This is a genomic window from Paraburkholderia sp. BR13444 (assembly GCF_040948755.1).
Taxonomy (GTDB): Bacteria; Pseudomonadota; Gammaproteobacteria; order Burkholderiales; family Burkholderiaceae; genus Paraburkholderia; species Paraburkholderia youngii.
This window is the reverse complement of record NZ_JBFPKM010000026.1, coordinates 1-20,613: the sequence shown is the minus strand read 5'-3', so window position 1 is coordinate 20,613 and position 20,613 is coordinate 1. Positions and strand designations below refer to the sequence as shown.

Below are 20,613 nucleotides of genomic sequence, written 5' to 3'. Positions count from 1 at the left end.
GACCGTGCGCGGGGACAACATGACAAACGAGAAATCGAGGGATAACCGGGTCGCCCAAGCGTGCATGGCACAGCCGCGAGGCCACATATTGTTCCCTGACGATCCGGCTCACTCGCATGCGGGACTATTGGCGCGATTTCTAACTGACCTGCGCTACGAGAACATTCCGGACGATGTCGTGCACAAGGCGAAATTGCTAACGCTTGACACCATCGGCTGCATCATTGCTGGAACCGATACAGTTCTCGGACGAAAAATCCTGAGCGCCTACGACACGCGAAAACAAATGGACGGCTGCAGCGTTGTCGGTACGTCGTTGCGCTTGCCACCGTCGTTGTCCGGCAAGGTTAACGCGTGGCTTGCGGACGTCCTCGACTATGAGGATGTCGCGGTTGGCCATCCAAGCGCAACCGTCATACCGGCTGCACTGGCAATGAGTGAGCACCTTGACGCAACGCCGAGACAGTTCCTCGCCGGCGTCGTCGCCGGTTACGAAGCAGGTCTCAGGCTTCACGATGCAACGCAAGCTAGCCCGGAAGCATATCTGCGTTTCGCGGTCTACCACGCGTGGCACGGTGTAGCCGCCGGAGCCGCCGCCATGGTGGTCTCGAGAGGTTCGGAAGAACAGTTTCGCTCAGCTCTCGGCCATGCCGCCGCCAATACATGCCTTCCCCTATGGTACGTTCAGTATGGACGTCCAGCGCATGCGCTAAAGGCGAACTATGGCCAGATGGCACTTGGAGGGATCGATGCTGCGATTTGCGCGCGCCGGGATATTATCGGACCCTTTGCTATGCTGAGCGACCCAGAAAGAGGTTTCGCGCAAGTGATCGGATCTGATAGGTTCAATGCGACTCTCCTTTCCGCGGATCTCGGTCTCACTTGGCGTACAAGGGAATCATCATTCAAAGGATTTCCCTGCTGTGCCTTTCTCCACACGACCATCGAGGCAATTGCCAATCTCATGGCAACCCGCGGTGTCCATCACGACTCAATCGACGAGGTTTTAATCCGGACATTTTCCAGAATCCCTGAATGGTTTTCCGATCGCGGGCCATTATCTGACATTGATGCGCAGCTATCAGTGCAATACGTATCGGCAATGGCTCTTCTTTCCATCGAAGTAGGAAGAGGATGGTTCTCTCCTTCAGTGATGGCGGACAGCAGGGTCACTGACCTGATGCAAAAGATCGTCGTTGACGTGGATCCGGTCGCAGAACAGGCGTTCTGGCGCATCGATCAGCACAAGTCTTCTGTTACTCTGCTGCTATCGGACGGTCGCTCGTTCGAGACGTCGGTCGACTGGCCAAAAGGCCATTGGCGAAGACCTTTCGACGACTTGGACGTGAAGCGAAAATTTTTGAAGAATGTTTGCGGAACTCCAATGGAGCGCAGCGGAGAGGACATCTTCGAGCGCATCATGAGCATGGAAGATTGCAGCTCGATGCGTGAGCTCGTCAACCTGCTACGTGCTTCGCGTTCCTAAGAATTGTCTCAAGGTTAGAGGTGCCGTCAGACCGGTTTGCGGCCCTCGTTTTACCCGTCCTCAGCCTCGACCGTGGCAGGCGGGCTTCACACTGTTGCCTTACTCGCTTCACACGGAAACCGCAAGCGAAGCGGCGCAGTGACGGGTGCGTTGATGCAAAATATTGCGGAAGGCGCGCGCTCATGCTGCGGGCCTCCCCGTAGTGTTCAAGTGTTGCCTGAATTTCTGGCAACAACACCTTCAGCTCGGCGGTCGCGATGCCCGTCCAATCGACTCCAACGAATACGCGGTAGCTTCCGGACATCGCTGCGGTCGAATTCAATCAACTTCCGTATACGTCGAATGTAAAATACTTCTTGTCGATCCGGTCATATGTCCCGTCCTTTCGCACGTCCGAAATCGCCTTATTAACTTTCTCCCGTAATTCCGTGTCCTCTTTTCGCATTCCGATGGCAGCCCCTTGTGGCTCGTCGGATCGACAATTTTGCCGCCCATAAATGCGAAGCTCGCGCCCCGCGGCGTCAGCAAGAAGCCGATTTGTACCTGCACGTCGCCGATCAGCGACGCATCGAGCGGGCCAACGGTCAAGTCGGTGGAGACTTGATCCTGATTCTGATACGGTACAACCGTGACGCCGTTCGGCGCCCAATGCTGATTGGCGCATGTTTCTCCGACCGTCCCCTGCTGGACCCCTGTCGTACCTTTCAAAGAGGCTGCTGTCGGCAGAACGTTCGAACCTTTCCTCGCGACAAGCATCTCACGGATGCCTGGCATACTAGGCATCTATAGCGCGGCGAGATATAGTGGATAGTGTCTGCGGCTGCGCCACGAGAGGAAAAACTTGATCAAAATACAACCGTCGCAATCACTGCATGAGTCAGTGCGGGAGGAGCTTCGCCGACGCATCGCGGCCGGTGCATACTCCTTGGACCTCCCCATTCCTTCGACTGCCATGTTGAGCGAGGAATTTGGCGTCAGTTCAATCACCGTAAAGCGCGCCTTGCGTGATCTTCAAGCGGCCGGAGAATTGACCGCGGTTCCTGGAAAAGGAACGTATGTCAAGCGACAACAAAGATTGCTGCGTCAGCTTGACGTGATGCAGCCTTCATTGTACGACGCGAGCATCCGGGCAGTTTCGGTTACGCGAGAGAAGATCTCTGACCCGACAATGAACGCGCTCGCCCCTCCCGATCACGTTATGCTCTGCGTTCGGAAGACGATCTGGACAGATGACGCGCCGTTCATGTATGACATAACCTATCTTTCGCCTGAGATCGATAATGAGATTGTCGACGAATTCGGCGCGCGGTTTGTCGTGGATGCATTAAAGATGCACTCCGTCCATATCCGAAAGACGCACATCGTTATCGATGCCGCGCCCGCCGCTGGGGCAGTCGAGGAGATATTTGATGTGCCGAATGGCTATCCCATGCTTCGCCGCCTGTACAGGATGGAAACGAGCGATCCGGCCATTACCGTCTACGGCGTGCTACAGGCACCGTTCGATCGACTCGCATGTACGATAGATTTTCCTTGAATTATGGCTTGCACTAGCAAGGGTTGCTGCGTCAGGAAGGATGAACATAAGCTCTTGTGAATTCCTGCAATCGATTGGGAAGCGCCCTCGATTTCCGCGCCTGGCGCCAAGCGCGCATGGCCGTTCAATATATGTCTCTCCTTTGAATGGATTGAGCATGCCGCTAGACATCGCCTCCCACAAGTTAATTGATCAGCTTGCCTCTGCCGGACTTCTTCCGCCTACCGACTAGTCAACCCTCAACAAGCCCGTGAGTTGGGGCGGGCCCTTCGTGTACCGGTGCGGCTTTTACCAATCGAGCGCGTTGAGAATTTTGATATCGTCCATGAGAACCGGCACTACGGGGCACGCCTACACGTGCCCGAAGGACACCTGAGCGGATGCACTGTCTATTTCCATGGCGGCGGCTGGGTGTAGGCGACATTGAAGACTTCGAGCCCATGGCCCGGTCGTTGTCCCGCGAGTGCGGATATGCACTATTGCCTGTGGACTATCGCCCGGCACCCGAGGCGCCCTTTCCCGCAGCAGTGCATGATGCCTGCCATGCCATCGAATGAGCGCATTCGACGCTGCATTCCCGATTGGGGAAATCGCCGCCATTGGTCGTGGCAGGTGATAGCGCAGGCGGGAATCTCGCCGCTTTCGTCGCAAGAAAAGTCACATACCGCTTGCCATGCAGGTGTTGATCTATCCTTTCACCGACAGCAGTCCCCAAAACGACGCCGGATAGATTTGAGCAAGCCAACACTGCATCAGACATCAGGGGTTGCAAAACTGGGGCGGACCATAAATTTAGTTGTGTGAGCGAGCGATGTGTTCGCGTAAAAACGTCACCTCAAACGCGACTATAAAGATAACTCTTCTTATCCTAAGGTGTCTGTTTTTATACTAAACTCAGGGACATGAAAACGCGTCTCACCCTGCCCTCCGCGCCCTCGACTGACACCGCCCCCGGTTTCCCCGATGCCGACGAGCTTGCCGTGCTGCGCGCGTGGTACGCCGGCGTGTCCGTGCGGCAGGCCGTCGCGCGTTACCTCCCCTCCGCACTCGGTGACGGGAAATCCGCACGCGGCGTGCTCGGGCGAATCCGCGGCAAGCTGCTGCACGTCGCGCGCGCGGCCCATCGCGACGATCTCATCGCACTCCTCACCCATCCCGCCGCGGAACGTGAGCGGCACGCAAAAGGCGTTGCGCAGGCGATTGTCGCGCTGCGCAACGCGCGGCCGCCCGACCCGCAGATCGCCGACGACATCGCCCAGTGGTTCACCCCGCGCGCGGTGCGCGTGCTGCACGCGCACGGCATCACGACGCTCGCCGATCTGACCGTGCGCATCCCCCGCCGGCGCCAGTGGTGGAAGGCCGTGCCGGGGCTCGGCATGGCGAGCGCCCGCGCCATCGAGGCATTCTTTTCCGCCTGGCCCGCCCTCACAGAAAAGGCGCGTGCGCTGGTGGTCGCGAGCCCTCGCGGCGACATCGTGCCGTGGGAAACCCTCAAACTGCCAGACGAGGTCGACGGCTCCGCCGGCACGTTCCGCGCGCCGCGCGCGACCTGCACGCTGGATGCCTCCAACGACTATCAAGCCGTGCGGACCTGGCTCGCGCTGCACGAGTCGCCTGCCACGCAGCGGACCTACCGCAAGGAAGCGGAACGGCTGATCCTGTGGGCCATCGTCGAACGCGGGCGCGCGCTGTCGTCACTCACCACCGAGGATGCGATCGCGTACCGGACGTTCCTGCGCCATCCGTCGCCGCGCGGCCGATGGATCGGCCCGGTGCGCCCTCGCACGTCGCCCGACTGGCGGCCGTTCAATGGCAGCCTGTCCACGCGCTCCATCGCGCACGCGCTCTCGATTCTCGGCGCTCTGTTCCGGTGGCTTGTCGAACAGCGCTATGTGCTGGCCAATCCGTTTGCGGGCCTCAAGGTGCGCGGTGGCAAAACGGGATCGGCGCTCGACGCGTCGCGCGCCTTTACCGACGGAGAATGGGCACTGGTGCGCACGTTGGCCGACGGGCTCGAATGGTCTGACGGCTGGACAGTGCCCGCCGCACAGCGGCTTCGCTTCCTGCTCGATTTCGGCTTTGCGACGGGCCTGCGCGCGGGCGAACTGGTCGGTGCGACGCTCGGGCACGTCGAGACGGACGCACGCGGCGAACACTGGCTGCGCGTCACCGGCAAAGGCGGCAAGATCGGGCGGGTGGCGTTGCCACCGCTCGCGTGGGACGCACTGGCCCGTTATCTGGCCGAGCGGCACCTGCCGACGACTACCGCGCGCTGGCGGCCGGATACGCCGGTCATCGGCAGTCTGGACGCGGACAGTGGCGCGTCCATCAGCAGCGTGCGGCTGTGGGGTGTCCTCGAGCGTTTTTTGCTGCTTGCCGCCAGTGCGATCGAGACCGATCACCCGCCGCTCGCCGAAAAGCTGCGCCGTGCGAGCCCGCACTGGTTGCGGCACACCCACGCCACCTTCGCGCTGGCGCACGGCGCCGAACTCACCACGGTGCGCGACAACCTGCGGCACGCTTCCGTTTCCACGACGTCAATTTACCTGCACAGCGACGAAGTGAAGCGCGCGCGGCAGATCGGCGAGGCTTTTACCCGGCGGTGAGCGTGCCGGCTCGTGTTACGGACGCGCGTGTCAAAAGCCGTCCACACAGCTCGCCTACGCGCCTGGTGATGCCAGGCAGGCTGTATCCTGATGCCGGCGACAATCGCCGGCATCATCAGACCAATTTGCACACCGCTTTACCCCGCACAGAACAGACGACAACGCACTGAAACCTGTCATGGAAAAACCTGAATTCGAGCCGCAGATTCTGGCCGATGGGCAAGGCGTGTCATTCGTCCTCGTCAGAGGACACACGGTCGTCGAATGCACCATCACGATCGCAGCGCTCGAAGCCCACTTCTGGCTTGAACCCCGGGCCGACGACGTCCGGATCCTCAGGACCTTCCGGGACGGATACAGCCGCATCCGCGCGGTCGCTGAACGCAGGCTGCTCGCGCACCCGCGCGCCCGCCTCGTACTGGCGCCGGACGATTTCAGGCCCCCCTGATCAAGGCGGTCGAGGCACGTTACGCCACCTCGCGATGCGCAAGGAAAACCCGGATTGCTCAATGCGCACGCCCTTTTTCAGGCGGGGCGCTGTCGTCACCTGAAATCCCATACTTCTGCCAGACGGGGTTATGGCGAAGCTCAGCGGGAGGGCGGGTGCGATTGACAGTTAGTTGCGTTACAACCACAGGGACGCCTTGAGTATGCACGGGCTGCGGCCGAGACGACCACAAGTCCGACGCCCGTCCACGAGATATCGATTTTGCGAGTGACACCGAAGCGCAAACGAACCACCTACTCCGGAACCCGTCGCCCACAGGGAGGGGTTCTGTGCAAGAGCCCACACGATCCTCTGTCGTACCGATGCCTTCGAGCGGAATCAAGCTTTGTCACTCGCACGTACTTATTGCTGCTTATGCAGTTTGTAGAAAATCTCGGCCGTCGCCTGACCGTATGTTTTAGAGTCGGTCTCGGGGGGCAGCGTCGACCGCGTCACGATCGATGGGCATACAAAAGACGTGTGTGGTCGATTTTTTGAAGCGGTTCGGCGATCGGCGGAGCGTAGCGGATGGGCGGCTACGCTTCTGCGTGAGCAATATGCACACTCTGGGCTTCGCGACGCGATTGGTGCACAACGTCCTTCTAACACTACAAGGTTGCAGTGCAGATTAAGTTGGTAAGATGGTGGCCACCAAAAAACAGATTCACAGTCCGGAGAGAACTCGTGATCTACCAATGTACTTCGTGCAGACGCAAATCATTCGAAACTAAATGCCCATGGTGTACAAATGCTCCGGTCCAAGCATCGGGTCAGCCAGCAGCTGTATTGCTCCAAGTCCCGCTTGACCCTTCCTTCTATCCCGAATTTCAGTACCAGACGAAAGGGTTCCTGAAAGATCTGCTCGGCAAGAAGAAGGAGCAGGCGCAGCTCAACGACCTGCTTCGCGCGGTGCTCAGAAAATATTCCGAACTGAAAAAACCTTACTTTGCCAACTTCTTTCACACAGTTCGAAACGTGGGCGTCGAGCCCAGTGATGCCGAGACGCCCGGCGCACGAGAGAATGGAACGTATTCTAACCGTGAGCTTTTTCGCGAGGTCCTGATCCGCAAGGGCTTTACAGAGCTCGAAGAGCTTCCGCATCTACTGGACAAACTTTTGCTGACAACGGGGTTCAATTCGGCATACCTTGGCTTCTCCAACGAGATTTCGAGGCACGTCAAGGGCTCACTGCGTGAGATTCTTCGGTCGTGGATAGCGGAAGCAGGGGTGAGCTACCGCGATGATCTCAGCCTGTTGTTCTATTTCCTGTGGGACAACAACATCCGCCACCCAGAAATACAGTATGCCGATCAGGCGTCCACGGCATTCGGCACGCCGCTTCTACCCTGGCAGACTGTGGAGACCTGGCTCGACGTCTGCGAACAGATCAACTTCGACATCCTCGTCGAGAGGCTGGCAACGAAACTGGAGTTTTTTGATCCTAATCAGTTTGTCACGATGTACCACGTGGACGCCATGAATGGATACGAATTCGAGAAATTCCTCGCTCAAATATTCCAGACGGCGGGCTACGATGTCGAGGGAACCAAACTGAGTGGCGATCAGGGCGCAGACTTGTTCGTAAGTAAGTTTGGTAAAAAGATGGTGATCCAAGCGAAAAATTACTCGGGAAACGTCGGCAACTCGGCCGTCCAGGAAGCCATCTCCGCGAAGAGCTTCTATGGTTGTGATGATGCCATCGTCGTCACGAACTCCTATTTCACGCGATCAGCTACCGAACTCGCCAACGCTGCATCAGTTCGCCTGATAGGGCGCCGTGAGTTGCAGGCCTACCTCGATGACCACAACCAACGGATCATCGAGCAGTTCCGACTGGATCATGAAGGCGTCCAGGCCTCTGAATCCCCAGCCTTCACAGGCACGTGACCGTGTTGCTTCGCAACTGTCTGAGCGGTCATATTCCGAGTGGGTTTCCCCCTACGTCAGACAAGTTGTCTGTTGCGGCCGACGTCAGAATGAACCGGTCGCCGACGCGCCCATAATCCGGTCAGCCAAAACGCAAATGCCGTCCACTCCAGGACGAGGTCAACATCCGAACGGTTCACATGAATCTCGGCATCTGGATTAAAACGGAGTCGGCGACAACAGTGCCAGACCTCAACTTCGCCGACCTTTGGATATTTGACGGGTTGGCGCCAGATCAGTCAATCTGCGGACGGTGGGGAGACTTCATGAAAACTACCACTGGGACGCGTCATTCGTATCCACTTTAATTCCGACCACGTCAACAGCAAACAAATGAGTGATGAAAATATAGTAAAGCTCGCGGCCCTTCACCGGCATTGGATCGTAGCTGACGCCGTGCGTGTGGTTCTACAGCAGAAAACGACCACACCCGAGCAGGAAGAGGGGACCATCAAAAAGTTCGGCATCGAGTATGTAGCCTTCGGTGAACATGCCTCGATGGTTTGCCGTATGCAGGTCTGGTACTCGTTGCTGTATGTGGTTGTCGAAGGCTACAGGGAGCTTGGACAAAAGTATGAGCCTCTCGAAGAAGTTCTGACGAAGGCCGAGTACGTGGATCTGCTACGCAGGTTCCGTAACGCTACCTTTCACTTCCAAGCAGACCCGCTGAACGATAAATTGATTGACTTCCTAGATAAGCAAGACAGTGAATTATGGATCGGCGATCTGAACAAGCAACTGGAAGCGTTCTTCATGCAGGCACTATCGCTCAAAGAGACCGTGCAGAAACTGGAGCGCAACGGGGTGCCGAAGTGAAGTTGACCCGCGAAAACGGACACCTATCCTTTTAAAGGAGGTGCCGAAATGGGCAAGACTCGTACACCGTACCCGGCGGAGTTCCGGGCGCATATGGTGGAACTGGTCAAGGCCGGGCGTACGCCGCAGGAACTCGCGCGCGAGTTCGAACCGACGGCGCAGACCATCGTCAACTGGTGCGCGCAGGCTGATCGTGATGCTGGCGTACGGCATGACGGGCTGACCACGGCTGAGCGGCAGGAACTCGCGCGTCTGCGCCGTGAGAATCGCCAGTTAAAAATGGAACGCGACATTCTCTCGCAGGCCGCGGCCTGGTTCGCGAGAGAGACGGGAGCCGTGCCACCGAAGGGTACGGATTCATGAAAGCGAGCCGGGCCCGCTGGCCCATTGCCACAATGGCGCGGCTGCTCGGGGTCTCGACGAGCGGCTTTTACGCGTGGCTGGTACGCGAGCCATCGCAGCAGGCATGCAGTGATGCGCAGTTGCTTGCGCGCATCCGGACATTGCATGCGAGCTCGCGCGGCACGTATGGCGCGCCACGCATCCATGCGCAACTCGCGCGTGAAGGCATGCACGTGGGACGTAAGCGGGTGGCGCGTCTCATGCGCATGGCAGGGTTGTGTGGGGCCAGCCGGCGGCGCTGGCTGTCATCGGCAACTTGAAAGTCGTCGAGAGCTGACGGCGCGAACGTCATCTTCTTCGGGGTGGTTTTTCTTCCAGGTGGGTTTTCTTCCGGCTTTTGTTTCATAAAGGCCTGGCTGTTCTTCGCTTTTCGCGTCCTTCTTCCGTTGTTGCTTTTTGTTCGTGCCGAGCCTGACGACGGCGAGGCTCGGGCAGAGGTGTGCGCGCATGATCTGCCCCCAAGGAGGGCCTGGTCATGAAGCGCGTCGGACAGCGAAGGTGCCGGCATTGCGGGGCCTGGTTTCGTCCCGAGCCCCGCAATGCGCGGCACCAACGGTACTGCAGCGAACCCGCATGTCGCCAGGCGAGCAAAGCCGCTAGCCAGCGGCAATGGCTGGCCAAACCCGAGAACCAGGACTATTTCCACGGTGCGGAGCACGTCGCGCGGGTGCGGCGTTGGCGCGCCGAACATCCGGGCTACTGGCGCCGAACGCCACAGAAGTCCGAGAAGTCTGCGGATGCGTTACAAGAGGACTGCCCCGAGCAAACCCTTGCCACACAAGGCTCAGCGGCCGATTCGGAAGGCGATGCGTTACAAGAAGTCTTATCGGCGCAACCGGCCGTCCTGATTGGGCTGATCGCGCATTTGACCGACAGCCCGTTACAAGAAGACATCGTCCGTAGCACCCGGCGGTTGCTACAACTGGGACAAGACATCTTGAATGGGATGAATGAACATGCCGATCAAGCGCGTCATCTGCCCTGAGCGAATCCGGCAGATTCCAGCGCACTTCAGCTGGGTCGATCACCGGCTGGTGCGCGAGCGGTACATCGAGCGCTGCGACGCCTGTGCGGCGGCGCTATACCTGTTTCTGGTCACCGTCGCCGATGCGCAGGGGCTGAGCTACTACGCCGACGCGACGCTCGCGCGGCGCCTGTCGATGGCGCCAGCGCGTCTGGAGATGGCCCGCAGCGATCTGATCCGCGTCGGCCTGATCGCCTGGCAAAAGCCGATCTACCAGGTGCTGGCGCTGGAGGCATCGGCGCCTGAGCCAGCACCGCTTGCGCGGCCTCAATCAGAGGTGACCGCGCGGCTCGAGCAGTTGCGTGCGGCGCTGGGCAAACGCGATGCTTGATTACGAGACGTACTGCAAGATCCACGACTGCCATGATCGGCAGCACCTGACGATCACGCAGACGGCGCGCTCGCTCGGGCTGCACCCGCAAACCGTGTCGAAGTGGCTCAAGGCCGAGCAGTATCGGCGTCGCCAATCGCCGCCGCGTGCGAGCCGGCTCGATCCGTTCAAAGCGCTGGTGGTGCGCTGGCTCGATGCGCATCCGTACAGCGCGCAGCAGATCTTCCAGCGCTTGCGCGAAGGCGGCTTCGACGGCGGCTACACGATCGTGCGCGACTACGTGAGCAAGATCCGGCCGCCGCGGCGCGAGGCGTTCCTGAAGCTCGCGTTTGCCGCCGGCGAAACCGCGCAGATCGATTGGGGCGAATATGGCTCGATTGCCGTGGGCTCGACCCGGCGACGGCTGTCGTTCTTCGTGATGGTGCTGTGCTACAGCCGGATGATGTATCTGGAATTTACCGTCTCGCAGACGATGGAGCACTTCCTCGCCTGCCATGAGCATGCGTTCGCGGCCTTCCATGGCTGCCCGCGCAAGGTCATGGTAGACAACCTGAAGTCCGCAGTGCTGCAACGGCTGATTGGTCAGGCGCCGGTGTTCAATCCGCGTTACCTCGATGCCGCGCGCCACTGGGGATTCGACATCGTCGCCTGCAACGTCAGAAAAGCCAACGAGAAAGGCCGGGTGGAAAACGGCGTGGGGTACGTCAAGAAGAATCTCCTCAACGGGCTTGAGCTCCTCGAGTTCAGCGCAATCAACCCCGCGGCCCGAGTCTGGCTCGATACCATCGCGAATGTGCGCATCCACGGGGAGACGCACCGGCGACCCGTCGATCTGTTCGAAATTGAGCGCGCGCATCTGAAGCCGCTCAATGTTTCGCCCTACGACGTCGCGCGCATCCTCACGGTGCACGTGAACAGCCAGTTTCGCGTGGCGCTGGACACCAACCACTACTCGGTACCGGCGCGCTACGCCAATACGCGTGTCACGCTCAAAGCCTACCCCGATCGGGTCTGCATCTACTACGAGAACCAGTTGATTGCCCGCCATGTACGCAGCTACGAGCGTCACCTCGATATCGAGGATCCCGAACATCCGAAGGTCCTGCTCGCGCAGCGTCACCATGCACGCGAACAGCGGCTGATGCTGCGCTTCCTGAGCCTGGGCTCGCACGCCCAGGCCTATTACGAAGGCCTCGAACAACGGCGCACCAATGCACGCCAGCATGTGCGAAAGATCGTCGCGTTGAGCGAGATCTACGGCATCGAGGCCGTCGCGCGCGCCTTGCAGGACGGGCTCGCGTTCCAGGCCTTCAGTTGCGAATACATCGCCAACATGCTCGAGGCCAGAGCCCGGCAGCGGCCCGAGGCCGGTGCACTGCATCTGATCCGCCATCAGGATTGGCTGGAGCTCGATCTCGCACAGCCGGATCTCTCGTGCTACCGCGTGCCGGAGGCCAACGATGAACAAGACGACGACAAAGACAAAAGCTGAATCGAGCGCGCCACAATCAGGCGCCGATTGTGCGGCGACGCTGCGCACACAGCTTATGCAACTGCATCTGGCCTACACGCTGCAACACTACGAGACGTTGGCCAGCGAGGCGGCCGCCCTGCACTGGTCGCATGTCGAGTATCTGGCCCGCCTGATCGAAGGCGAAGCGCATCGGCGTGAAGATCGCAGCGTCGCCCGGCGCGTTGCGCTCGCGCGTTTCCCGGTGCTCAAGACACTGGACCAATTCGAATGGAACTGGCCGACCAAGATCAATCGCCTACAGATCCAGAATCTGTTTCGCCTGAACTTCATCGAGGAGCACGCCAACGTGATCTTCCTCGGCGGCGTCGGGCTCGGCAAAAGCCACTTGAGCATCGCGTTGGGCCATACCGCCTGCCTGCGCGGCTACTCGGTTCTGTTTGCCACGGCCGTGGACATCATCAACGCCGTGAATGCCGCCTGTGCCCATGGCGGGCTCAAGCGCGAATTGCGCCGCTACGTCAAGCCACGACTGTTGATTATCGACGAACTCGGATATTTGCCCATCGACCAGCAAGGCGCCGACATCCTGTTTCAGATCGTCAGTCAACGCTACGAACATGGCGCCACCGTCATCACCTCCAATCGCGCCTTCAAGCACTGGCCCGAGATCCTCAACCACGACAGCACATTGACCTCCGCGCTGCTCGATCGCGTCTTGCATCATGCCGAGACCGTCGTCATCGAAGGAAAGAGCTATCGCATGAAAGACCAGTGCGACCCCGAACCCGCCGCTTGATGCTGTTTAGTACCGTGAGTTTCAAACCGCCCGTTTCGCGTGAAATTGACGCCGCCGCTGACACTGGCCACGCACCACGCGACAACGTGCGGGGGCGCGGCGCGCACCTGACCTGGTACGCCGGCACTTCAGCGCTGAGGCGGTGAACGTGCTGTGGGTTGCAGATGCCACCTACATCCCGACTGATGAGGGGTTCCTGTATCTGGCCGTAGTGCTCGACGTGTTCAGCCGGCGCATCGTGGGCTGGGCGATGTCCAACCATCTGTACACGGAACTGATGCTGCGAGCGTTGGACATGGCATTGCAGCAGCGCCACCACGAGGGGGTAATTCACCATTCGGACCAGGGCTGCCAATACACATCCATTGCCTTCGGCCGACGTTGTCGCGAGGCCGGCGTGCAACCGTCAATGGGGACAGCCGGCGACGCCTATGACAACGCGATGTGTGAGTCGTTCTTCGGCACGCTCGAGGCGGAGTTGCTGTCGCGCGAACACCTCGCCACCCATGAACAGGCTCGTCGACGAGTGTTCTCATTCCTGGAAGGCTGGTACAACGTACGCCGCCTGCACAGCAGCATCGGTTACTGCTCGCCGCTCGAATTCGAAAACCTGCATGCGCCACATCAATCGTCATCACAGCGCGGGTTGCCCACCGCCGGACAGCGTCATGGTCGAGAGAAGCGACCCGCCGCCCGGCCGTGGACAACCCGCGAGTCAACCTTTAACGGAGGCTAGACTACATCAAATCTCTGACTCCAAATCTGTCCGTCAAACCGGGGCAATCTCAAAGATCCCTCGCGGCACGAGGCTGAGCACTCTTTTTCAGTGGGGCAAAAGGTAGGCCTCACGCAGTGTCGATGAGCCTGCTCCATAGCACTTGAATGTCCACAAAGGAATGCGCAGTGGCGTCACGACTGCCGATCGCCGATCGTCCGATGAGGCCGAAATCCCACTGAAGCGTGTACGACGCCGGACGGCTCGTGTCGGCCTTTGCGGACGTTGGGACCGGGTGACCGCTCTGTCAGCAATGTGGCCGATTGCGGCCGGCAGTTTGGCATGACCGCCGAATAACAGTTTTCTTGATCAGCAAACTCACCCTCCCGACCCAAAGCCGTCCGTATCCGTTCGCGAGAGCGGACACTCCGGCCAATCATTTCGGTAGTGCGCGATGGAAGTCTGCAGTGCGTGCAAGCCGGCGCCCGGACTAGTTAGATTGATAGGAGATCCTGTGTCATCGCGCTGAATGGCGCCTCAGGCTTGACCAGCAAAGCCAGCTCAGCGCGAGCCCTTTGAATCTCCACCATAACCTGCGGATTGACCGCATCGAGATTAGCGACCGTCCGCAAGCACTCAACCATGCGAATATGGCGCAGCCGGGAATCATCCAGTTGCGATCGATCCAGGCCCATCGTTCTCACCGTTTCTCGTCCTTCCTCGGTGATGCCGTAGGGCTTGTTATTTCGAAAGCGGATGTGTTCGCGCGGATCGGTGGGCCCCGCTGGGTCGATCAGCAACGGCGTCTCGCCCGCGAGGTCGTCGGCCGATCGTCGTGCTCGGGTGTTGGGGTCCTTTAGGGGAAAGAGGTTGCGCTTTACGGGTCGATTGCACAGCTCGCACGCATAGAGCAGGTTCGACCACTCATATGCCAGCCAGTAGTACCCAGGGTACAGCTTCGCTGCGCTCTTACTCTGCTGGCTGAACGCCTTTGGGCGAAAGTGCTCAACATCCCCGGATGCGTTTCCGGAAAAATTGGCCTCGCAGTAGGCGCATTTGTGGTGCTGGGCCGCCTTTAGGGCGTTTTTAACAGTCTTGTGGCCGTAGATTTTCGAATCAAAGACAAACGGCTCCGATTCTTGCCCCGCGACAATTGGATTCAACGCTATGGCGTTGTCCATCGCCTCGACCAGAGCAACCCCAAGTTGCAATCGGGCGGGAGCGGCCGCCGGCCGCGTGATCCGGATCACGATTTTGGGCGGCCCATCGCCGACGCCGCACGCTGAATGATGTCCATCGCCTGCTCGAGCGCTGGGGGCAAGCCAGTTGGCAATAAGCTAGCGAAGTGTTCAAGCTCCTCCAGCCGGCGGTTATCCCGCGAGGTGCGGTCTGTTTTTTGGACCAACTGAGCTTGTTCGTCGAGCTTTTCTTGAACATCGGGTGACCATGGTGCCAATCCGAACAGATCAGATGTCACAACTTGATCAATTCGCCAGTTGTCGACAACAGACGGGTCGTTGTGTATGCATGCCGTGTCGCCGTCGCGTAGCACGACCGCTAGATTCTGACCTATGGCCGCCTGAGCCATCAAGGGGCTGTGGGCCGTTGCGACGAATTGCACGGCCGGAAAGTGCTCAGACAGCAGCTTCTGAAGTTTGCGTTGCCAGCGCGGATGCAAATGGAGATCGATCTCGTCGACGAGCACAATGGCCGGTTCGCCAAGGGGATGGCTACTATTCGGATAGTGACGAAATAGCTGCCAGGCAATGTCAGTAAGCCAGGCAATCATCGTCTGGTAGCCAAAACTCAGCTGCCGTAGTGGCACCTCCCCATAAGGTACCCGCACATGAACGCCTCTTTTTAAATTACGGCCAACTGGCGACGGCCCATAGATGACGAAGTTTTCTGCCGATTCAACATCAGGCAATAGCTGGGCCAGCATCGCAAGAAATGTGTCGCGCTGTCGGCGAGCCAGTTTTGTTTTGCGCTTGACGGCCGCGTAATCCAACTGCTGAATCACCTCTTCTGCATCTATCAACTCTCGCTCGTCGGGGAACAGTGCGCCTTCCAGCGCGTCCGGGGGCATGTCCTCCAGATTCCCGGTGCCCATTTTGCGACCAGCACCGTATGAAAGCACTAGCGGCTCGGGATCAGCGGTCTCTTTGGCAGTGACTGACTGGAACGGATCACCACTCTTCGATGAGGAAAACCGAATGCCAACTTGAAAAGTCTTAGGTTTTCGATCGGACTTCCCCCCAAGACAGATGTTTTCCGCGTAAGTCGAAAGAATCGCGAATTCGCTATTACCATCACGCGCCAGGAGTTTGACCACCGAATCGTCGATCACACCCACCGCCTCAAGGAAAAACTTGGGCTTGGCTCCGGATCGACTTGTAGAAGATTCAGCGTTCTTATGAGGAGCCGTGGCGGCGATGCATTGCAAGAGTGTCGTCTTGCCGACGCCGTTCTCGCCAAGTATCAGCGTCCAACGCGACGGGTGCCCACGGGAATCACATAAGTCCAATTCCTGACGGCCTTTGAACGACTTCGCGTTCTGCACTGTAAGTCCGGTCAGGTACGTCGCGGATATTGCCCGATTGGTCATTGAGATTCCTGAAGAGGTTTGTCTTCGCACTCGGGTTCAGAGGAACCTGGGGAGGACGCTGCGGCGCTGATGCGCATTAGGATACTACGCGCCAATGCTGCACCGATTTCTGTAAGACCACTGGCCTCTGGGAAATCGGCGATCTGTCGGGCCTCTTGATCGATATCGGCTAATCGCTGCCGCACATGCGAGGTTGGCGCGGAGGATCTTGTCATCCATTCGGCAATCATGCCGAACACGTAAAGTCCGTGTAGCACGCCACGCACCGATCGCGCAGCTTTGCGCCACGGCGAATAGTATTCCGTTTGCGGCGATGCGATCAGTGGGACGACTCGCTCGATGAGTGACAGCTGCAAGTGACCGGCTTCGTGGACGATCGCCTCAGCCACGCGCCATCGCATGTGCTCTAGTGGCTGCAGAGGTATCGACACGAATACCGAAAGCGGCAACTCCGGCTCACTGAAATTAACATCGTAGGCGTCGTCATTCGGCATTAACAAATGGATGCGATGAGCAAGCTGTCCTACGGTGTCCGAGAGTTCGGGCACAATGGCGATTTCATCCAGCGCACTGGCAAGAAGGTCAAGCGCCGCGCTCTGCTCCAATTCATCGACTTTCCAGAATCGACAACCCGGAATCTCATAGCGCTGTTGCAATGTCGATGACAGAACCTCCACTAGCGCCTGCGTACGGATTCGACAAGTGTTTCGAATGGCAAACAGCCGCAGCGGCGAAATCGAACCTTGGGTAATCCATGCCGACGTGGAGTAGCTTGTTAGATCGAACCCGCGCTTTTGGCTCAAGTCATCTACCAGGTGCCTCGCTAAGCCCGGCCACCATAACCGCACAGATGGATCCGTGATGCGATCCAGTATCAAGGCGGTCAGATCGTTCATCGCTCGTCCCGATAGAACGAGAATACCAAAGTGTAACGTTCGCCCTGTACGATCGGCGTCACGGCGTGGTGGGATTTGGGCGAAATCTCAAAAGCGACACAACTGTCATGCAGCGGTCGGAACGCTTTGCGGACATCAGTCGCATCTTCGGAGCCGAAGAACAGCAGCGCTCCTCCATTATCGTCGGTCCAGCCGCTATTGAGTTGGATCAGCACCCGATGGGATTCTTGTCCAGCAATGTAGTCGTTGTGAATGCGTATACGCTGACCTGGAACGAGCTTGTGGACAGTAATGTCGCAGTGAGACGCGAGTCTCGTGCAAAACGAGTCAGCGACACACTGTCTCAACGCCTCGACCTTTGAAGAACTGAAGGATGGCTGGATTGCGCTCGGCAACACGGTGTCGCGCAAGCTGAACTCGTATTGTTGATAGAACGTGGCGATTTTTAATCGCCAAGGTGCATCGGTCTCCAGCCAATGCAGGCAGGCCTGACTGCTTTCGACGCCCAATGCGTTTGGGACGACAAAATGCGGAAAGGGCGCCGCAAAGATCGACCTCGAGGCAAACGCGGCCAAATTCATGAGCTTAATCCCGCAAGCTGTAAGCGAAGCCGAATCGCACCGATGAGGTGTCGCTGATCGGCACAATATATTGAAGGATTGTCGAGCCCACTGCCGTCACGCCAGCGGTGTAACGGCATTCCGCCACCACAGATGGTCAAGTCGGCACAGCCACGGCATTCCTGGGATGTCGGACGTTGGATCGCAAAGTATTCCTTGAACTCCTGACTGGCGAAAATCTCGCTCAAACGATGCGTGTGAACCGACCATGTTTGGCGAAACCGATCCGCACCGTTATAGGTGCTCTTCAGGGTGTCATTCTTTGTGACACTTCCATCGCTGTCGATAATTGCAATACCGAAGTCCATTTGCCCGCTACCCTCCTTAACACCACGACCACCAAGGCACAACTTGATCAGGTCATCAAGGAACCGGATTCGTGGCGGCGCTGCATCGGCAAGATATACGTCGAGTACCTCGACGAGCCATTCGGCATACTCGGTCGATTCGAACGATTCTTTAGCGAAAGGGAGCGTAGTGTGATTGCCGTCCCGGTATAGAAAGTCGATCGATGGTGCTCCGAGTCCTTTGAGGTACTGATAAACCTCTCGCGGGGACGAAAGCGGGTTGATCACTGCCAGAACACCCGAGAACAATGCGTCCGATTCCGGATGGTCACGCAGCAACTGAATGCCCCGAACGGCATCATTATGGGTGCCTTCTCCGCGCTTGCCGATGCGGAATCGATCATTGATCGGTCGAGGCCCGTCCAAGCTCACTGATAACGACGTGCCGTACTTGGCGCAAATGTCGAGAATGGTCGGAGTGATCAAGATTCCGTTGGTTTGCAAGCTCAACGGATTGACACCCTGAGGAAGGACACGACGCAGCGACTGCAACAGGTGCTCTAGCCTGCGAGCACCCATCATCAATGGTTCTCCGCCGTGGAGCACAACCGCAAAGCAGCGCCTTTGATCTTGTCGCAACTTGCCTAGCGCGCTGCAAACGGCTTCGATGGTCGCGTTCGACATCAGTGCTGGCATGTTGCGCCAACTATCGTCCCCCATGTTGTAGACATAGCAGTAGCTGCAATCGATGTTGCAGCGGCTGGCGACCTTGAGCAGGACCGTGTCGACTTCGATGGCGTTGCTGTTCACCGGTTGTGGCGGTTGTAGGTCCTGTCGTACTTTGTTGCGCCAGGGAGATCTTCGTTTCTCACCTCCTCCACCAAGCGCGCCAGCGTGACGCTAGAGAAGTCCGCAAGGTTGACTTCGAGATCCATTTTTGGACCTGTTACGTGCGTGGGTGCAATCACGGGCTGTTCAGCGCCGATGTTTAGGGCTTGGTGCATGGGTTTGCCTCCAAATTATTGAAATCCTATGATAGACGATAGATGATGCAGCTGGCAAGCTCAGAAAACTTAATTTAAATCAATTACTTACGCAAATTCACTGACGTGCCATGATGGTCATTTAAGATCGAAAAGTCTTTAAAAATCAATAATATAAAAATTCTATGATGCATCGTGGCGCTCGATTTATTTTGCGTGGAGCCGCGGACCGACCTGCAATTGACAGCAGTCCGCCGAGAGGCCGCATTGCGGTCAACTTTGGAATGACCGGTATTGGGTGCGGATATCTTGTGGCGGAACGCGCCCGTCCGCACGAATGCTGAAAAGGTTAGCGAAGGTCCGCGCTTCGCCTCCCATGCAACTCCGGCCGCCCGCCTGGGGTATCTCAGGCAATGACCTTCTACTTTGCGGTGGCCTGCTCGCGCTTGCGACGACCTTCGTCGCGCAGGAACTGCTGGTAATCGTCCAGATCGCCGTCGAAGGGCTCGACGCCGCCCCAGGTGACCAGCCAGAACGCATCACATACCGCGCGCAGCAGGGCCCGGTCGTGACTGACCAGCATCACCGTGCCTTCGAATTCGTTGAGCGCCATGGCTAGCGCTTCGCGTGTGGTCAGGGCGAGGTGGTTGGTATCCGCACTTGCTAGTTGGTGCACTCACGGACTACTGCATCGCGGAAGCCGAGCAACAGCGAGAACAGAAGGACCGGTGCAATCCGCGCGGGCAGCGATGCCGCGGAAGAAAAGGGGGCTACGGTTCCCCGTAGTGCCCTCCTCGATGTAGACGCCGCCCGCCTTACCAGGTAGCGCCGTTGACGGCTTCGTAAGAGTCGTCCATTAGATTGATCTTGTGCGGAATGGACGCGAGCACGTCTCGCAGCTGCTCCAACTGGTGGGAGTTGATCAGAGCCGTCTCGATGCCTGGAAGATTATCTTCAGGAATGAACGCAATGACGGCACCATCGAGCTTGCAGCTCAACGTGTCTTTGCTGCGGAGTTGCAATGCAATCGTCATCTTCACCTCATGTTATTGTCGGCGACCGGCGACATACGGGCGCGCGACGGCGAACCACCCATTGGTTTCACAACGAACACGCGTCCGTCCGTTATGGGGACGTTCCCGCATGTTACAAGTGTCGAATTGCTAACAATCCTTCCAGCGGCCGCCGAACCGCCTCTTGATCCCCTCTGCCCGCCGGCGGGTTCGTACGCGGAGCTAGCTCGCTGAAGGTCCTCTTTCACAAAACGCCGAAGGTTTCTTGTGGGTCGTGAAGACTTATTCGACGGCGGTGAGAGCTGTCATTCGTCAACGCCGGTTTGCGAACGTCGGCAATGGAATGTGCAGCCGCCTCACGGCTCCCGATCACCGACCGTCAGCAATGGCCGAATTGCGCATCTAGCTCGTCCGTCAGGTGCCGGGGGACTGCAGGCGTTCCAACGGCGAGTTTCCCCACTCGTCGAACGACTCTTTGTCGCCGACGGACTAAACCGCTTACGCGGTAGGGGCTACGGTCCGGCGCTTGAGGTCAGGGAGAGGCCGGGCGCGCGGTTCTATGTTGGCGAATGAGGCAATCCGCCTCGTTCTCCAGCAGGAGCCGAATCA

The 20,613-nt window shown here is 58.5% G+C and carries 21 protein-coding genes and 3 pseudogenes; 14 read left to right on the top strand and 10 right to left on the bottom strand.

Translation table 11 applies throughout. From position 1 onward, the window contains the following. The first annotated feature begins 19 nt into the window (after positions 1-19). The gene (locus AB3X95_RS37540; RefSeq protein ID WP_368623898.1) at positions 20-1,486 is read left to right on the top strand and encodes an MmgE/PrpD family protein; all 1,467 of its coding nucleotides are present in this window, start codon (positions 20-22) and stop codon (positions 1,484-1,486) included. Between the two features lie 322 nt (positions 1,487-1,808). On the opposite strand, the pseudogene AB3X95_RS37535 reads toward AB3X95_RS37540, so the two are convergent. Next, positions 1,809-2,239: pseudogene (locus AB3X95_RS37535) on the bottom strand (transporter substrate-binding domain-containing protein); the annotation flags it as partial. Between the two features lie 88 nt (positions 2,240-2,327). Here AB3X95_RS37535 and AB3X95_RS37530 point away from each other — a divergent pair. From AB3X95_RS37530 to AB3X95_RS37495, 8 genes are all read left to right on the top strand, one after another. Continuing rightward, positions 2,328-3,023: a GntR family transcriptional regulator gene (locus AB3X95_RS37530; protein WP_368593797.1), complete on the top strand. Its 696-nt coding sequence runs from the start codon at positions 2,328-2,330 to the stop codon at positions 3,021-3,023. Between the two features lie 380 nt (positions 3,024-3,403). Beyond that, the gene (locus AB3X95_RS37525) at positions 3,404-3,580 is read left to right on the top strand and encodes an alpha/beta hydrolase fold domain-containing protein (protein WP_368593796.1); all 177 of its coding nucleotides are present in this window, start codon (positions 3,404-3,406) and stop codon (positions 3,578-3,580) included. Positions 3,581-3,925: 345 nt separating this feature from the next. Next, the gene (locus AB3X95_RS37520) at positions 3,926-5,629 is read left to right on the top strand and encodes a phage integrase family protein (RefSeq protein WP_368593795.1); all 1,704 of its coding nucleotides are present in this window, start codon (positions 3,926-3,928) and stop codon (positions 5,627-5,629) included. A 178-nt stretch (positions 5,630-5,807) separates the two neighbouring features. After that, complete coding sequence (locus AB3X95_RS37515; RefSeq protein WP_368623897.1) at positions 5,808-6,077, top strand: DUF1488 family protein; 270 nt, start codon at positions 5,808-5,810, stop codon at positions 6,075-6,077. Positions 6,078-6,902: 825 nt separating this feature from the next. Next, positions 6,903-8,003, top strand: coding sequence for a restriction endonuclease (locus AB3X95_RS37510; RefSeq protein WP_368593793.1), 1,101 nt, complete (start codon positions 6,903-6,905; stop codon positions 8,001-8,003). 372 nt (positions 8,004-8,375) lie between these two features. Beyond that, the gene (locus AB3X95_RS37505) at positions 8,376-8,858 is read left to right on the top strand and encodes a hypothetical protein (protein WP_368593792.1); all 483 of its coding nucleotides are present in this window, start codon (positions 8,376-8,378) and stop codon (positions 8,856-8,858) included. 48 nt (positions 8,859-8,906) lie between these two features. Continuing rightward, positions 8,907-9,221, top strand: a complete 315-nt coding sequence (locus AB3X95_RS37500) for a transposase (protein WP_368623896.1) — start codon at positions 8,907-8,909, stop codon at positions 9,219-9,221. Further along, on the top strand, positions 9,218-9,520 hold the full coding sequence (locus AB3X95_RS37495; RefSeq protein ID WP_368623895.1) for an IS3 family transposase: 303 nt from the start codon (positions 9,218-9,220) through the stop codon (positions 9,518-9,520). The genes AB3X95_RS37500 and AB3X95_RS37495 overlap by 4 nt, the downstream gene beginning before the upstream one ends. On the opposite strand, the gene AB3X95_RS37490 is transcribed toward AB3X95_RS37495, so the two are convergent. Continuing rightward, positions 9,506-9,709 carry a hypothetical protein gene (locus AB3X95_RS37490; RefSeq protein ID WP_368623905.1) on the bottom strand — a complete coding sequence of 68 codons (204 nt, stop codon included), beginning with the start codon at positions 9,707-9,709 and terminating at the stop codon, positions 9,506-9,508. The genes AB3X95_RS37495 and AB3X95_RS37490 overlap by 15 nt on opposite strands. Positions 9,710-9,735: 26 nt before the next feature. Here AB3X95_RS37490 and AB3X95_RS37485 point away from each other — a divergent pair, with 26 nt between their 5' ends. From AB3X95_RS37485 to AB3X95_RS37465, 5 genes and pseudogenes are all read left to right on the top strand, one after another. Continuing rightward, a complete protein-coding gene (locus AB3X95_RS37485) occupies positions 9,736-10,245 on the top strand; it encodes a hypothetical protein (RefSeq protein ID WP_368623894.1) in 510 nt (169 codons plus the stop codon). Next, a complete protein-coding gene (locus tag AB3X95_RS37480) occupies positions 10,211-10,615 on the top strand; it encodes a hypothetical protein (RefSeq protein WP_368623893.1) in 405 nt (134 codons plus the stop codon). Before AB3X95_RS37485 ends, AB3X95_RS37480 begins: the two co-directional genes overlap by 35 nt. Further along, positions 10,608-12,107 carry an IS21 family transposase gene (istA, locus tag AB3X95_RS37475; protein WP_368623892.1) on the top strand — a complete coding sequence of 500 codons (1,500 nt, stop codon included), beginning with the start codon at positions 10,608-10,610 and terminating at the stop codon, positions 12,105-12,107. The genes AB3X95_RS37480 and istA overlap by 8 nt, the downstream gene beginning before the upstream one ends. Then, positions 12,076-12,885 carry an IS21-like element helper ATPase IstB gene (gene istB / locus AB3X95_RS37470; RefSeq protein WP_368623891.1) on the top strand — a complete coding sequence of 270 codons (810 nt, stop codon included), beginning with the start codon at positions 12,076-12,078 and terminating at the stop codon, positions 12,883-12,885. Before istA ends, istB begins: the two co-directional genes overlap by 32 nt. A gap of 73 nt (positions 12,886-12,958) precedes the next feature. Next, positions 12,959-13,492: pseudogene (locus AB3X95_RS37465) on the top strand (IS3 family transposase); the annotation flags it as partial. Positions 13,493-14,094: 602 nt separating this feature from the next. Here AB3X95_RS37465 and AB3X95_RS37460 read toward each other — a convergent pair. From AB3X95_RS37460 to AB3X95_RS37425, 8 genes and pseudogenes are all read right to left on the bottom strand, one after another. Continuing rightward, a complete protein-coding gene (locus AB3X95_RS37460; RefSeq protein ID WP_368593791.1) occupies positions 14,095-14,850 on the bottom strand; it encodes a hypothetical protein in 756 nt (251 codons plus the stop codon). Then, on the bottom strand, positions 14,847-16,205 hold the full coding sequence (locus AB3X95_RS37455; RefSeq protein WP_368623890.1) for an AAA family ATPase: 1,359 nt from the start codon (positions 16,203-16,205) through the stop codon (positions 14,847-14,849). Before AB3X95_RS37455 ends, AB3X95_RS37460 begins: the two co-directional genes overlap by 4 nt. Beyond that, the gene (locus AB3X95_RS37450; protein WP_368593789.1) at positions 16,202-17,101 is read right to left on the bottom strand and encodes an HEXXH motif-containing putative peptide modification protein; all 900 of its coding nucleotides are present in this window, start codon (positions 17,099-17,101) and stop codon (positions 16,202-16,204) included. The genes AB3X95_RS37455 and AB3X95_RS37450 overlap by 4 nt, the downstream gene beginning before the upstream one ends. Then, positions 17,098-17,682: a cyclophane-containing peptide 2OG-Fe(II) oxygenase YhhC gene (gene yhhC / locus AB3X95_RS37445; RefSeq protein WP_368593788.1), complete on the bottom strand. Its 585-nt coding sequence runs from the start codon at positions 17,680-17,682 to the stop codon at positions 17,098-17,100. The genes AB3X95_RS37450 and yhhC overlap by 4 nt, the downstream gene beginning before the upstream one ends. Further along, a complete protein-coding gene (gene yhhB, locus AB3X95_RS37440) occupies positions 17,679-18,818 on the bottom strand; it encodes a cyclophane-forming radical SAM/SPASM peptide maturase YhhB (RefSeq protein WP_368593787.1) in 1,140 nt (379 codons plus the stop codon). The genes yhhC and yhhB overlap by 4 nt, the downstream gene beginning before the upstream one ends. Then, on the bottom strand, positions 18,815-19,012 hold the full coding sequence (gene yhhA / locus AB3X95_RS37435; protein WP_318231751.1) for a YhhA family cyclophane-containing RiPP: 198 nt from the start codon (positions 19,010-19,012) through the stop codon (positions 18,815-18,817). Before yhhA ends, yhhB begins: the two co-directional genes overlap by 4 nt. Before the next feature lie 400 nt (positions 19,013-19,412). After that, a pseudogene (locus tag AB3X95_RS37430) lies at positions 19,413-19,643 on the bottom strand (ABC transporter); the annotation flags it as partial. 163 nt (positions 19,644-19,806) lie between these two features. After that, positions 19,807-20,025 (bottom strand): hypothetical protein, encoded by a 219-nt coding sequence (locus AB3X95_RS37425; RefSeq protein WP_368593786.1) that lies wholly within the window; start codon positions 20,023-20,025, stop codon positions 19,807-19,809. Positions 20,026-20,613: the final 588 nt, after the last annotated feature.

Coding starts and splice junctions, on each gene's coding strand:
- AB3X95_RS37540 (WP_368623898.1), top strand. CDS start 20: ATGACAAACGAGAAATCGAGGGATAACCGGGTCGCCCAAGCGTGCATG.
- AB3X95_RS37525 (WP_368593796.1), top strand. CDS start 3,404: ATGCACTGTCTATTTCCATGGCGGCGGCTGGGTGTAGGCGACATTGAA.
- AB3X95_RS37520 (WP_368593795.1), top strand. CDS start 3,926: ATGAAAACGCGTCTCACCCTGCCCTCCGCGCCCTCGACTGACACCGCC.
- AB3X95_RS37515 (WP_368623897.1), top strand. CDS start 5,808: ATGGAAAAACCTGAATTCGAGCCGCAGATTCTGGCCGATGGGCAAGGC.
- AB3X95_RS37505 (WP_368593792.1), top strand. CDS start 8,376: ATGAGTGATGAAAATATAGTAAAGCTCGCGGCCCTTCACCGGCATTGG.
- AB3X95_RS37500 (WP_368623896.1), top strand. CDS start 8,907: ATGGGCAAGACTCGTACACCGTACCCGGCGGAGTTCCGGGCGCATATG.
- AB3X95_RS37495 (WP_368623895.1), top strand. CDS start 9,218: ATGAAAGCGAGCCGGGCCCGCTGGCCCATTGCCACAATGGCGCGGCTG.
- AB3X95_RS37490 (WP_368623905.1), bottom strand. CDS start 9,709: ATGCGCGCACACCTCTGCCCGAGCCTCGCCGTCGTCAGGCTCGGCACG.
- AB3X95_RS37485 (WP_368623894.1), top strand. CDS start 9,736: ATGAAGCGCGTCGGACAGCGAAGGTGCCGGCATTGCGGGGCCTGGTTT.
- AB3X95_RS37480 (WP_368623893.1), top strand. CDS start 10,211: ATGAACATGCCGATCAAGCGCGTCATCTGCCCTGAGCGAATCCGGCAG.
- istA (WP_368623892.1), top strand. CDS start 10,608: ATGCTTGATTACGAGACGTACTGCAAGATCCACGACTGCCATGATCGG.
- istB (WP_368623891.1), top strand. CDS start 12,076: ATGAACAAGACGACGACAAAGACAAAAGCTGAATCGAGCGCGCCACAA.
- AB3X95_RS37455 (WP_368623890.1), bottom strand. CDS start 16,205: ATGACCAATCGGGCAATATCCGCGACGTACCTGACCGGACTTACAGTG.
- AB3X95_RS37450 (WP_368593789.1), bottom strand. CDS start 17,101: ATGAACGATCTGACCGCCTTGATACTGGATCGCATCACGGATCCATCT.
- yhhC (WP_368593788.1), bottom strand. CDS start 17,682: ATGAATTTGGCCGCGTTTGCCTCGAGGTCGATCTTTGCGGCGCCCTTT.
- yhhA (WP_318231751.1), bottom strand. CDS start 19,012: ATGCACCAAGCCCTAAACATCGGCGCTGAACAGCCCGTGATTGCACCC.
- AB3X95_RS37425 (WP_368593786.1), bottom strand. CDS start 20,025: ATGACGATTGCATTGCAACTCCGCAGCAAAGACACGTTGAGCTGCAAG.